We start from the raw sequence: 12,632 nt of genomic DNA on the forward strand, positions 1-12,632 counted from the left end.
GGACGCAGAAAGTGAATAATGGCCGGCGCGCCACGCCGGCATTGTTGTTATCAGGCGCGGGACTTGCGTCCATAAACCAGCCAGGTAATGGCGATACAGCAGAGGTAAAACACCAGGAAAATTTTCATCGCGCCGGCTGGCGAGCCGGTCATAGAGAGCGAGAGGCCAAAGGTCTGCGGAATAAAGAAGCCGCCCAGCGCGCCAATCGCGGAGATAAAGCCCAGCGCGGCGGAGGTTTCAGTCCCGGCTTCACGCAGCGCCAGCGCATCGTCGCCGCCTTCGGCTTTAATGCGTTCCAGAGTGAGCTTGCGGAAAATCACCGCAATCATCTGATAGGTTGAGCCGCTGCCCAGTCCGGCAGTGAAGAACAGCCCCATAAAGATGGCGAAGAAAGCGATAAACGAGCCGTGGCCGTCAGCGCCCGGTAAGGTGAAAAACAGCAGTGCGGCAAACAGCGCCATCAGCACGTAGTTGATCAGCGTGACGCGGGTACCGCCGAAACGGTCAGAAATGATGCCGCCCGCTGAGCGGGCCAGCGCGCCAATAAACGGACCAAAAAAGGCGTAGTGCAGAATCACTACGTCCGGGAACTGCGTTTTGGTCAGCATGGCGAAACCGGCAGAAAATCCGATAAATGATCCGAACGTCGCCAGATAGAGCAGCGCCATCACCCACAGGTGTGGCCGTTTCAGTACCGGCAATTGCTCACGCAGCGAAGATTTCGCCGCCGCCAGGTCGTTCATTCCCAGCCAGGCGGCCAGCGTGGCGACCGCCAGCAACGGCAGCCAGATCCAGGCGGCGTTTTCCAGCCAGATCGCTTCGCCATTAACGGTAGTCTGACCCGCATCCGAAAAACCGAAGATGGCACAGGAGATCGCCAGCGGCGCGACAAACTGCATCACGCTGACACCGAGGTTACCGAGGCCGCCATTGATGCCCAGCGCGCCGCCCTGACGGGCTTTTGGAAAGAAGAAGCTGATGTTGCCCATGCTGGAAGCGAAGTTAGCCCCGGCAAAACCGCACAGCAGAGAAATAATCACAAAGGTGCTGAACGGCGTCTGGCTATCCTGCACCGCGAAACCGAGCCACAGGCAAGGGATCATCAGGATGCCGGTGCTAAAGGCGGTCCAGCGACGTCCCCCAACCAGCGGGATGACGAAAGAGTATGGAACGCGCAGCAGCGCGCCGGAAACCGACGGCAGTGCCGTCAGCAGAAACAACTGATCGGTAGTGAAACTGAAACCAACTTTATTCAGGTTGACCGCAACGGCGCTGAACAACATCCAGACGCAGAAGGCGAGCAGCAGACAGAAGACGGAAATCCACAGGTTACGGCTGGCGATACGTTTGCCGTGCGACTGCCAGAAAGCCTCATTTTCAGGCTGCCAGTCCTGGATTACCGCGCGGCGGGTGTCGGTTTGCAGAGGGACAGGTTGGGTCATAGCGTTCTCATCTACAGGATATTAATTGTGCATATCCTGCGCATCCGACCTGATGAGCAGCTTGATACAAATCAACGGCAAAGCAGGTAGTTATGCGACACTGGCGCGCAGATATCCCGGTTAAGTAGATGAACAGCCAGCAAATAACCTTTGTGAATCAGCGGTTTTTAAAACAGTTGCATAAAACCTGTCACAAGCGCGCCGGCAGTGGGAAATAAAGGAGTAGTCCATAAGGGGTATATAGCCACCCGTCTTCCCCGGTAAGATACCGCCTTTACTTCACTTCGCGATGCGCGCGAATCCACTGAGCAGGAGCAGAGATGTGACGACAGAAAAGTTTACGCTCTTACTTATCGACGACCATCCGATGCTGCGTAACGGGCTGAAACAGCTGATCGCGCTGGATGAGAGGCTGGAAGTGGTGGCCGAAGCAGGCAACGGCATAGAGGGGGTGGCGCTGGCACAGCAGCACGATCCTGACCTGATCCTGCTCGATCTGAATATGCCGGGCCTCAACGGACTGGATACGCTGAGCCGGCTGCGCGAGATATCGCTCTCGGGTCGGGTAGTGGTTTTCAGCGTTTCTGATGATGAGGAAGATGTGGTCACCGCCTTAAAACGCGGTGCCGACGGTTATTTACTGAAAGATATGGAGCCGGAAGCGCTGCTGAAAGCCCTGCACCAGGCGGCGGCCGGGCAGACTGTCCTCAGCGAAACCTTAACCCCGATACTGGTGGCCCGCTTACGGGAAGATCGCCCGGCCCCGGCCCGGGATATCAATCAGCTGACCCGCCGCGAGCGCGATATTCTGCAGCTGATCAGCGCCGGGATGACCAATAAAGCCATTGCGCGCAAACTGGGCATCAGTGAAAGCACGGTCAAAGTTCACGTCAAATACCTGCTGAAAAAGATGAACCTGAAATCCCGGCTGGAGGCAGCCGTCTGGGCATTACAGAGCGGACAACGTTAAGTAGCCGCGATCTAAACAGGAGACCGGCGGGATAAGGATTCAGGCAGCAGAATTCGCGAGCAGGCTCGCAGCCGCAGCTAAACAGCCGGAAAAACCGTTTTTTTCAGTCGCCAGCCGCGCCTGGTGTTTGATAGGGTGCCGGTCAGGCAACAACGGCTGAAGGTAACGGCGATGCATCAGACTGGTATATGCCCCGCCCTATTCGTTATCATCTGCTTATCCTGCACGCTGACGCTGAGCCGCTTCGGTTCAGCGACGTCGGCAGCCAGAATCTTACCGCTTTAAAAATGAGTTAAAACCCTATGCAAGAGCCAACCGAAAAGGATTTTCCTTCCCATACGCCGATGATGCAGCAATACCTGCGACTCAAGGCGGAACATCCTGACATTTTGCTGTTTTACCGGATGGGCGATTTCTACGAGCTGTTTTATGACGACGCCAGACGCGCCTCGCAGTTGCTGGAGATTTCACTCACCAAACGCGGCGCTTCGGCTGGCGAACCGATTCCGATGGCTGGCGTGCCCTATCACGCCGTTGAGAGTTATCTGGCGAAGCTGGTGCAGCTGGGCGAATCCGTCGCCATCTGCGAGCAGATTGGCGATCCCGCCCTGAGCAAAGGGCCGGTTGAACGCAAAGTGGTACGCATCGTCACGCCCGGCACTATCAGTGACGAAGCACTGCTGCAGGAGCGTCACGATAACCTGCTGGCGGCGATTGTTCAGAGCCCGCGCGGCTTTGGCTACGCAACGCTGGACATCAGTTCTGGCCGTTTCCGTCTGAGTGAACCGGGCGATGCGGAAACCATGGCAGCAGAATTGCAGCGCACTAATCCTGCCGAACTGCTCTATCCGGAAGATTTTCAGGCGATGTCGCTGATCGATCAGCGTCGTGGCCTGCGTCGTCGTCCGCTGTGGGAATTTGAGATCGATACCGCACGTCAGCAGCTCAATCTGCAGTTCGGCACCCGTGATCTGAACGGTTTTGGCGTCGAAAACGCGCATCTTGGCTTAAGTGCGGCGGGCTGTCTGCTGCAATATGTTAAAGATACCCAGCGCACTACCCTGCCCCACATCCGTTCCCTCAGTATGGAACGGCAGCAGGACAGCATCATTATGGATGCGGCGACCCGCCGTAACCTGGAGATCACCCAGAACCTGGCCGGCGGTACCGACAACACCCTGGCGGCGGTGCTGGATAAAACCGTCACCCCAATGGGCAGCCGGATGCTGAAGCGCTGGCTGCACATGCCGCTGCGCGATGCGCGCATCATCAATCAGCGTCAGGAGTCGATTGCCGAGCTGCAAAATCTCAGCGAAACCCTGCAACCGGTGCTGCGCCAGGTGGGTGACCTCGAGCGTATCCTGGCGCGTCTGGCATTGCGTACCGCGCGTCCGCGCGATCTGGCGCGGATGCGTCATGCGTTCCAGCAGCTGCCTGAGCTGAATCAGCTGCTGGCGGAAGTTGAGTCGACCCAGTTAAAACAGCTGCGTACCCAGATGGGCGAGTTTACCGCTTTACGCGAACTGCTGGAGCAGGCGGTGATTGAGTCGCCGCCGGTGTTGATCCGCGACGGCGGGGTAATCGCGCCCGGCTACAACGCCGAGCTGGATGAGTGGCGCGCCCTCGCCGACGGTGCCACCGATTATCTCGACAAGCTGGAGATACGCGAACGCGAAAAGCTGGGGCTGGATACCCTTAAGGTCGGCTTCAATGCGGTCCATGGTTACTACATTCAGGTCAGCCGCGGTCAGAGCCATCAGGTGCCGATGCACTATGTCCGCCGCCAGACGCTGAAAAATGCCGAGCGCTACATCATTCCGGAACTGAAAGAGTACGAAGACAAGGTGCTCACTTCGAAAGGCAAGGCGCTGGCGCTGGAAAAAAGTCTGTATGAGGCGCTGTTTGACCAGCTGCTGCCGCATCTGGAAGCGTTGCAGCTTAGCGCCGCCGCGCTGGCAGAGCTGGACGTGCTGAGCAACCTGGCGGAACGCGCCTGGTCACTCAACTATTGCCGTCCGGTGTTGCAGGACAAACCGGGGATAAAAATCAGCGGCGGCCGCCATCCGGTGGTTGAACAGGTTCTGAAAGAGCCGTTCATTGCTAACCCGCTTTCGCTGGCACCGCAGCGCCGGATGCTGATCATTACCGGCCCCAATATGGGCGGTAAAAGTACCTATATGCGGCAGACCGCGCTGATTGCACTGATGGCCTGGATCGGCAGCTTTGTGCCAGCTGATGAGACGCTGATTGGGCCGCTTGACCGTATCTTCACCCGTGTCGGCGCGGCTGACGATCTGGCGTCCGGCCGCTCGACCTTTATGGTAGAGATGACCGAAACGGCCAACATTCTGCATAACGCCACTGAAAACAGCCTGGTGCTGATGGATGAGATTGGCCGCGGTACTTCAACCTACGACGGGTTGTCGCTGGCCTGGGCCTGTGCCGAAAATCTGGCAAACCGCATCAAGGCGATGACGCTGTTCGCAACGCACTACTTTGAGCTGACCACCCTGCCGGAAAAAATGGAAGGTGTAGTCAATGTGCATCTTGATGCGGTGGAGCACGGTGACACCATCGCCTTTATGCATAGCGTACAGGATGGCGCGGCCAGTAAGAGTTATGGTCTTGCTGTCGCCGCACTGGCGGGCGTACCGAAGGAAGTGATCAAGCGGGCACGTAACAAGCTGAAGGAGCTGGAGACGGTTTCAAACCATACCGCCTCATCGACGGTGGATGGTTCGCAACTGCCGCTGCTGGTTGAAGAGACCTCGCCAGCGGTGGAAGCCCTTGAAGCGCTGGACCCGGATACCCTGACCCCACGTCAGGCGCTGGACTGGATTTATCGTCTTAAGTCTCTGGTGTAATAACTGCGCGCATCGGGCTGAAGCCCGATGCGCGCAGGCTTTGCAGGCGCGCCAGGGTAAGGCGCTGAGCACTTCTTCTGCGGGTGAGTCGCTTATCTGCGGGCAACCATTTTTTAAATGGAAATCCGTTGCCTGCAGGCAGATCAGTTCTTTGCGCGCAGATCGATTTTCTGCCGCAGAATCAGTTATCTGAACACAAATCGCTTATCGACTGGCAAAATATTTTTCTGTAGTTCAATCAGTTCTCTGCGAAAAAATCACCTATCTGCACGCAAATCAGCTCCCTGAATGCAAATCACCTTTCTACCGGCAAATCACCTTTCTGCAGGCATAAAAAAAGCGGTGATTTTCACCACCGCTTTTTAGATTCACATCTGAATCAGAGACTCACGACGCGATTATTCCCGAAAAAGTGCTTCGATGTTGAGGCCCTGCGCCTGCAGGATTTCGCGCAGACGACGCAAACCTTCAACCTGAATCTGACGGACACGCTCACGGGTTAAACCGATTTCACGGCCCACATCTTCAAGCGTTGCCGCTTCATAGCCTAACAGGCCAAAACGACGTGCCAGCACTTCACGCTGCTTGGCGTTCAGTTCGAACAGCCATTTGACGATGCTTTGTTTCATGTCATCGTCTTGCGTGGTGTCTTCCGGACCGTTGTCTTTCTCATCGGCCAGAATATCCAGCAGCGCTTTTTCAGAATCACCGCCTAACGGCGTATCGACTGACGTAATGCGTTCGTTGAGACGCAACATACGGCTTACGTCATCAACCGGTTTATCCAGCTGCTCTGCGATCTCTTCCGCGCTTGGCTCATGGTCAAGCTTGTGGGAGAGTTCACGCGCAGTACGCAGATAAACATTCAGTTCTTTAACAATATGAATCGGCAGACGAATGGTACGGGTTTGATTCATGATCGCCCGTTCAATAGTCTGACGAATCCACCAGGTAGCATAAGTTGAGAAACGGAACCCGCGCTCCGGGTCAAACTTCTCAACGGCACGAATCAGGCCGAGGTTACCTTCTTCAATCAGGTCCAGCAGGGCTAAACCACGATTGCTGTAACGACGGGCAATCTTCACTACCAGGCGTAAGTTACTTTCGATCATGCGGCGGCGGGAAGGAATGTCACCTCGCAATGCACGGCGAGCAAACAGCACTTCTTCCTCGGCCGTTAACAACGGAGAATAGCCAATCTCCCCGAGATAGAGCTGCGTCGCATCTAATACACGCTGCGTCGCCCCCTGGGACAACAACTCTTCTTCCGCTACGTCGTTATCACCAGGTTCGTTTTCGACGAGAGCCTTCTCATCAAAAACCTCAGCTCCATTCTCCTCGAATTCCGCGTTCTCATGTAACTCGTTTACTTTCAGCGTATTCTGGCTCATAAGCGGCTCCTACCCGTGATTCCAGGGCAGAACATCAAAAGGTGCGTTCTGCCGGATTATCGCTGCGGTAAATAACGCAACGGGTTTACGGATTTCCCCTTGTAACGAATTTCAAAGTGTAATCTTACTGAACTGGTTCCGGTGCTACCCATGGTCGCGATCTTCTGCCCCGCCTTAACTTCCTGTTGTTCCCGGACCAGCATTGTATCGTTATGGGCGTAAGCACTCAGATAATCATCATTGTGTTTAATGATGATCAGATTACCGTAACCCCGGAGTGCGTTACCTGCGTAAACCACCCTTCCTGAAGCGGTGGCGACGACAGACTGTCCGCGCGTTCCGGCGATATCGATACCCTTGTTGCCCCCTTCGGCGGCAGAGAAGTTATCAATAATCTTACCATCGGTCGGCCAACGCCAGCTTCCTACCGGCGTAGAGCTATTGGTTGTGCTGCTGACCGTTGGCGGTGCGGTAACCACTGGAGCTGTTGTCGATGCAACATTTGCTCCTTTCGAAGGCAGCAGTTTACTGCCGCCCGAACTACCCGAATCATCAGAATACGTAATAACAGGTTGCTGTGCAACAGCGGCAGATTTAATTTGTGGCGCGGTCGGGACGCCGCCCTGCGTTGCATCAGCAACGGTAATGGCATTGCCACCGGTAATCGGCTGGCCGGAACCGTTGCCGATCTGCAAAGTTTGCCCGACATTCAGGCTGTAAGGCGCAGGAACGTTGTTACGCTGGGCTAAATCACGGAAATCGTTGCCGGTAATCCAGGCGATGTAAAACAACGTGTCGCCGCGTTTTACGGTATATGTTTCACCGGAGTAGCTACCTTTAGGAATATTCTGATAACTGCGGTTGTACACAATTCGGCCGTTTTGCGTCTCAACATTATTATTGGTACTAATCATTCCACCACTGCTGGGCGCAGATGCTGCATTTCCGCTTAACATTCCTCCCTGCCCCGGCATAGTGGGAACACCGCCTGAGGCGCTTGCCGCGCCACTCTGGCTGCTGTTCATGCCGCCACCATCACCAACGCGGCTAATGGGTGCTTGTGTGTTGTCGCTGGAGCTACAGCCTGCCAGCCAAAAACCTACCAGTGAAAGCGCCGCCAGACGGCGTAACTGAAAAATTGTGCTTCCCGTGCTCATTGATCCCCCGTGATGGCAACCCTGATGTACCTGTTTCACTGTACTTGCCAGCAGAATACTCTGCACGGCGCGATAAAATATGCGTTTTCGTTGATTAAAATGGATAGTAACAATATCAAGTACGTGGTGCCATGAAACAGTTGTGAAGAAATACGAAGCGGGTCAGGCGAGATCGCCCTGAACCAGCGGCACAAACCGCACCGGCTCAATCGTCTCTTCAATAATTTCTTCGCCCTGACGACGCAGACGTTTCAGCACCTGCTGGTCTTCACCAACTGGCAGCACCATAATGCCGCCTTCTGCCAGTTGCGCTATCAGCGCAATCGGAATTTCAGGCGGGGCGGCGGTGACGATGATGGCGTCGAACGGCCCGCGTGACGGCCAGCCCTGCCAGCCATCGCCATGTCGGGTCGAGACATTATGCAGATCGAGCTGCTTCAGTCGGCGCTTGGCCTGCCACTGCAACCCTTTGATGCGCTCAACCGAATACACATGATCCACCAGATGGGCAAGAATCGCGGTCTGATAGCCGGAACCGGTGCCGATTTCCAGCACCCGTGAATGCGGATTCAGCGCCAGCAGCGCCGTCATTCGCGCCACCATATAAGGTTGCGAGATGGTCTGGCCGGAGCCGATCGGCAGAGCCACATTATCCCAGGCCTTGTGTTCAAAAGCCTCGTCGATAAAACGTTCACGTGGCACATCGCTGATGGCTTTCAGCAGGTTTTCATCATCAATCCCCTGCTGACGCAGCTGTGACAGCAATGTCTCAATACGCCGATTCACCATGCCAGATTCACCTCAGCTTTAGCCAGCCAGTCATTCAGCACATCCTGCGCGCTGTGCGCGGTCAAATCGACATGCAGAGCCGTGATCGAAACATAGCCCTGATCAACCGCGGCAAAGTCGGTATCCGGGCCTGCATCCAGTTTCTCACCCGGCGGGCCAATCCAGTAAAGCGTATTGCCGCGCGGATCCTGCTGGGCGATCACCTGATCGGCAGGATGCCGGCTACCACAACGCGTAACGCGGATGCCCTTCAGTTCGGCCAGCGGCAGATCCGGCACGTTGATGTTAAGAATGCGGCCAGTGCGCAGCGGTTGCTGAGTCAGGGCCTTAAGGATAGCGCAGGTGACCGCAGCCGCAGTGGCATAGTGCTGGTGGCCATTAAGCGATACCGCGACGGCGGGTAAGCCAAGATGACGCCCTTCCATCGCCGCCGCCACCGTGCCGGAGTAGATCACATCATCGCCCAGGTTAGGACCGGCGTTGATACCGGATACCACGATGTCGGGACGCGGCTGCATCAGCGCGTTGACGCCCAGATAGACGCAATCTGTCGGGGTGCCCATCTGCACCGCAATATCGCCATTCTCATGAGTAAAGGTGCGCAGCGGCGTTTCCAGGGTTAAGGAGTTCGAGGCACCGCTTCGGTTACGATCGGGCGCGACGACCTGCACGTCAGCAAAGTGCCGCAGGGCTTTCGCCAGCGTTTGAATACCTGGCGCATGAATGCCGTCATCGTTGCTGAGCAATATCCGCATTTTGTTCTGACCTTTTTTTATTCGACTGGTCGCCGTGACTGGACCCGTTTGAACTGCATGGCAACAGGTGAAGACCGGACAGCGATTTTTGCATTCTAGCGAGGCACGCAACGAAGTGGTAGGCGTAAATCATACTACTGCGGGGGTTTGCCGCAACAATACCCACAATCGGGGTAATGTTGCAGCAGGGATTACTCGTCAATATTATCAAGCGCATCGGCGTGGGTGAGCAGTTCTCTCACCACGCTGGTGGCAAAGCTACCCGCAGGCAGCCAGAAAGTCATTTCCAGCGTCGCCTCATCACACCAGTTCCAGTGCAAATCCCGCGGCACCACCAGCATCGCCCGGCGGGCGGCATCGACACGTTCGCGCGTCATCAGACTCAGCAAGGTGGTGGCATCAGCCAGCGCCTGCTGTTCAAAAGCCAGCGCATCGGCCTGTGGCCCGGCTTCACCATCGCCGGGCAACGGAGCGGTAATGCGCAGCTCGTGCTGATCGACGCGAGTTTGTAAGGATACATGTTCATCGGGCTGGGCGACGAACCAGCTGCCGCGACCGGTAAGCTGGAGCGCATCACCGTTCATCACCTGGCTGAGACTACCCTGCTGTTGCAGGCGCGCGCTGGTGACCTGATTAAACAGTGCACTGCGCGCAGATGACAGCAACAGGCTGCGCTTATTCCGGTCGCGCACCATAATCTCATTGCGCGCCCACTTCTCCGCCATGATCAGATTGTTGCCGTTGCGGCCAAAACGCTGCTCGCCAAAATAGTTCGGCACGCCAGCATCGCGTATCTGCGCCAGCCGGGCTTCCGCCGCCTGCCGATCGCTGATCTGGCGAATGACCAGACGGAAAGCATTGCCCGCCAGCGCACCGATGCGCAGCTTACGCTTGTGGCGCACCGCCTGCAGAATCTCTACCCCTTCCAGTGCAAAACCGCGCAGATCCGGCATCGCATTACCCGGCAGGCGAAAACAGAGCGTCTGCTCGGTAACCGCATGCCGATCTTTCATGCCGGCGTAGCTCATATCACGCGGGTGAATGCCGAGGTATTTGGCCAGCGCTTCGGCGACAAAACGGGTATTGGCACCCACTTTGCGGATGCGCACCAGCAGATGCTCGCCTTCCCCATCCGCGCCATAGCCGAGATCCTCAACCACCACAAAATCTTCCGGCTTAGCTTTGATCACGCCGGTAACGGCGGGCACGCCGTGCAGATAATGCAGCATCACTGGCTGTCGGCTTTGAGCAGCAGGGCCACCGCCTCACAGGCGATCCCTTCGCCACGACCGGTAAAGCCGAGCTTTTCGGTGGTAGTGGCTTTTACGTTGACCGCATCCATATGGCAGCCGAGATCTTCAGCGATATTGATGCGCATTTGCGGCACGTGTGGCAGCATTTTCGGCGCCTGGGCAATCAGGGTGACATCGACGTTGCCGATGCGGTAGCCTTTGGCTTCAATACGTCGCCAGGCTTCACGCAGCAGGCCGCGGCTGTCTGCGCCTTTGAAGGCGGGATCGGTATCCGGGAACAGCTTCCCGATATCACCCATTGCCACCGCGCCTAACAGCGCGTCAGTCAGCGCATGCAGCGCCACGTCACCATCAGAATGGGCGATAAAACCGTGTTCAAACGGGATTCGCACGCCGCCAATCACCAGCGGACCCTCGCCACCGAAGGCGTGAACGTCAAAACCGTGACCGATACGCATCATGCGCTCTCCTTTAATTGAATCTGACTCAGATAAAAAGCCGCCAGCGCCAGATCTTCTGGCCGGGTGACTTTGATGTTATCGCTGCGTCCGCTCACCAGCTCCGGATGGTAGCCGCAGTACTCCAGCGCCGACGCCTCATCCGTGATGGTCGCGCCTTCATTCAGCGCGCGCGTCAGGCAGGCGGTGAGCAATGCATGCGGGAAAAATTGCGGGGTTAAGGCGTGCCACAGATCCTCGCGCTCCACGGTATGAGCGATGGCCGCTTTGCCCGGCTCGCCCCGCTTCATGGTGTCGCGCACCGGGGCAGCGAGAATCCCGCCAACGTGGCTCTGATGCCGCACGTTTAGCAGACGCTGAAGATCGTCCGGATGGAGGCAGGGACGCGCCGCATCGTGCACCAGCACCCAGGCGGAGCCTTTCGCTGCCTGCAGTCCGGCCAGTACCGATTCAGCGCGCGTCTCTCCGCCGATGACCCGCACCACACGCGGATCGCGTGCCAGCGGCAACGCGGCAAAATGCTGGTCATCGGGACTCAGGGCGACAATCACCTGTTTGATAGCGGGATGGGAAAACAGGCGTGCAATGCTGTGTTCCAGAAGGGTGTGCTGACCAATCGTCAGATACTGTTTAGGACAGGTTGCCTGCATCCGGCTGCCGATCCCGGCAGCGGGCACCACGGCAATCACATCCGCAAGGGAGGACAGATTGTTCATGTTTTATCGTTGTTGGTTAAGCGCTGCTTGTTGCGCGTTGCGTTTGTTCTGGTCAGGCACCAGGCGATAGAAGGTTTCACCAGGCCTAATCATGCCCAATTCATTGCGTGCGCGTTCCTCGATCGCTTCAGAGCCGCCATTGAGATCGTCAATTTCGGCAAACAGTTGATCGTTACGCGATTTAAGTTTGGCGTTATTCGCCTGTTGCACCGCGACGTCATCGTTGACGCGCGTATAGTCATGGATGCCATTTTTTCCCAGCCACAATGAATATTGCAGCCAGCCAAGCAGCACCAATAGCAGTAACGTCAGTTTTCCCATCCCGCCCCCTAAAAACGGCCCAATCATCCCATAACTTTGCGCAGGACTCCACACCAGCGGCGAAAATGGCGCGCTTTGCTGCGCGTCTGCGCAAAATATGAATCAGTGGGGTAAACCAGGCGGGAAAAGTTTTGTAACCTGCCGATGCGTTTGCACATCAGCGTGGCGGCAATGGCGGTTACCAGCCGGAGAGAAAGGCGAACATTAACCAGAACAGGCAAATCACCAGAATCACCGTGGCGAGTGTGGTCCACAGCAGTTGTCCACGCAGTAAGGTGTTAAGCGCGATACCCATCAGCACCGATACCGGCAGCAGCGCAAGGAAGAACGGCCAGGTGTAGAGAAAGAAAAACAAGGTGTTAGAGCCGTACAACAGGAACGGTATGGCCAGGGCGCACCAGTAAGCAACAAAGCCGATGATGCCGCCCGGCAGTGATGAGTGCGGCTCATCCGGGGTGCGTTCATCTTTGCGAGCCAGCATGGGGGTAATGTTTTGCATAGGGGTCCTGTTGACGC

Annotated in this window: 12 protein-coding genes; 2 read left to right on the forward strand and 10 right to left on the reverse strand. The window is 56.6% G+C overall.

Annotation, left to right across the window (positions count from 1 at the left end):
- Positions 1-50: 50 nt before the first annotated feature.
- Entirely contained in the window at positions 51-1,442 is a 1,392-nt protein-coding gene (locus AABB92_RS19705) for a NarK family nitrate/nitrite MFS transporter (RefSeq protein ID WP_046289603.1), read from the reverse strand.
- Positions 1,443-1,764: 322 nt separating this feature from the next.
- Between AABB92_RS19705 and narL the strand changes: the two genes are divergently transcribed.
- Both narL and mutS read left to right on the forward strand, forming a co-directional pair.
- Entirely contained in the window at positions 1,765-2,412 is a 648-nt protein-coding gene (gene narL, locus AABB92_RS19710) for a two-component system response regulator NarL (RefSeq protein WP_031374758.1), read from the forward strand.
- Positions 2,413-2,714: 302 nt separating this feature from the next.
- Complete coding sequence (gene mutS, locus AABB92_RS19715; protein ID WP_046289601.1) at positions 2,715-5,276, forward strand: DNA mismatch repair protein MutS; 2,562 nt, start codon at positions 2,715-2,717, stop codon at positions 5,274-5,276.
- 398 nt (positions 5,277-5,674) lie between these two features.
- Here the strand turns inward: mutS and rpoS are convergent, their stop codons facing one another.
- From rpoS to AABB92_RS19760, 9 genes are all read right to left on the reverse strand, one after another.
- Entirely contained in the window at positions 5,675-6,667 is a 993-nt protein-coding gene (gene rpoS / locus AABB92_RS19720; protein WP_031374757.1) for an RNA polymerase sigma factor RpoS, read from the reverse strand.
- 56 nt (positions 6,668-6,723) lie between these two features.
- The gene (gene nlpD, locus AABB92_RS19725) at positions 6,724-7,824 is read right to left on the reverse strand and encodes a murein hydrolase activator NlpD (RefSeq protein ID WP_031374756.1); all 1,101 of its coding nucleotides are present in this window, start codon (positions 7,822-7,824) and stop codon (positions 6,724-6,726) included.
- A 162-nt stretch (positions 7,825-7,986) separates the two neighbouring features.
- Positions 7,987-8,613 (reverse strand): protein-L-isoaspartate(D-aspartate) O-methyltransferase, encoded by a 627-nt coding sequence (locus AABB92_RS19730; RefSeq protein WP_031374755.1) that lies wholly within the window; start codon positions 8,611-8,613, stop codon positions 7,987-7,989.
- Entirely contained in the window at positions 8,607-9,368 is a 762-nt protein-coding gene (gene surE / locus AABB92_RS19735; protein WP_031374754.1) for a 5'/3'-nucleotidase SurE, read from the reverse strand. Before surE ends, AABB92_RS19730 begins: the two co-directional genes overlap by 7 nt.
- 191 nt (positions 9,369-9,559) lie before the next feature.
- The gene (truD, locus tag AABB92_RS19740; RefSeq protein ID WP_031374753.1) at positions 9,560-10,600 is read right to left on the reverse strand and encodes a tRNA pseudouridine(13) synthase TruD; all 1,041 of its coding nucleotides are present in this window, start codon (positions 10,598-10,600) and stop codon (positions 9,560-9,562) included.
- Complete coding sequence (gene ispF, locus AABB92_RS19745; RefSeq protein ID WP_031374752.1) at positions 10,597-11,079, reverse strand: 2-C-methyl-D-erythritol 2,4-cyclodiphosphate synthase; 483 nt, start codon at positions 11,077-11,079, stop codon at positions 10,597-10,599. Before ispF ends, truD begins: the two co-directional genes overlap by 4 nt.
- Positions 11,079-11,795, reverse strand: a complete 717-nt coding sequence (ispD, locus tag AABB92_RS19750; protein ID WP_031374751.1) for a 2-C-methyl-D-erythritol 4-phosphate cytidylyltransferase — start codon at positions 11,793-11,795, stop codon at positions 11,079-11,081. The genes ispF and ispD overlap by 1 nt, the downstream gene beginning before the upstream one ends.
- Before the next feature lie 3 nt (positions 11,796-11,798).
- Positions 11,799-12,116, reverse strand: a complete 318-nt coding sequence (gene ftsB / locus AABB92_RS19755; RefSeq protein WP_031374750.1) for a cell division protein FtsB — start codon at positions 12,114-12,116, stop codon at positions 11,799-11,801.
- 178 nt (positions 12,117-12,294) lie between these two features.
- A complete protein-coding gene (locus AABB92_RS19760) occupies positions 12,295-12,615 on the reverse strand; it encodes a DUF3561 family protein (RefSeq protein WP_031374749.1) in 321 nt (106 codons plus the stop codon).
- Positions 12,616-12,632 lie beyond the last annotated feature (17 nt).

The organism is Pantoea brenneri, from assembly GCF_038594305.1.
GTDB classification, from domain to species: Bacteria; Pseudomonadota; Gammaproteobacteria; order Enterobacterales; family Enterobacteriaceae; genus Pantoea; species Pantoea brenneri.

Coding starts and splice junctions, on each gene's coding strand:
- AABB92_RS19705 (WP_046289603.1), bottom strand. CDS start 1,442: ATGACCCAACCTGTCCCTCTGCAAACCGACACCCGCCGCGCGGTAATC.
- mutS (WP_046289601.1), top strand. CDS start 2,715: ATGCAAGAGCCAACCGAAAAGGATTTTCCTTCCCATACGCCGATGATG.
- rpoS (WP_031374757.1), bottom strand. CDS start 6,667: ATGAGCCAGAATACGCTGAAAGTAAACGAGTTACATGAGAACGCGGAA.
- nlpD (WP_031374756.1), bottom strand. CDS start 7,824: ATGAGCACGGGAAGCACAATTTTTCAGTTACGCCGTCTGGCGGCGCTT.
- AABB92_RS19730 (WP_031374755.1), bottom strand. CDS start 8,613: ATGGTGAATCGGCGTATTGAGACATTGCTGTCACAGCTGCGTCAGCAG.
- surE (WP_031374754.1), bottom strand. CDS start 9,368: ATGCGGATATTGCTCAGCAACGATGACGGCATTCATGCGCCAGGTATT.
- ispF (WP_031374752.1), bottom strand. CDS start 11,079: ATGCGTATCGGTCACGGTTTTGACGTTCACGCCTTCGGTGGCGAGGGT.
- ispD (WP_031374751.1), bottom strand. CDS start 11,795: ATGAACAATCTGTCCTCCCTTGCGGATGTGATTGCCGTGGTGCCCGCT.
- ftsB (WP_031374750.1), bottom strand. CDS start 12,116: ATGGGAAAACTGACGTTACTGCTATTGGTGCTGCTTGGCTGGCTGCAA.
- AABB92_RS19760 (WP_031374749.1), bottom strand. CDS start 12,615: ATGCAAAACATTACCCCCATGCTGGCTCGCAAAGATGAACGCACCCCG.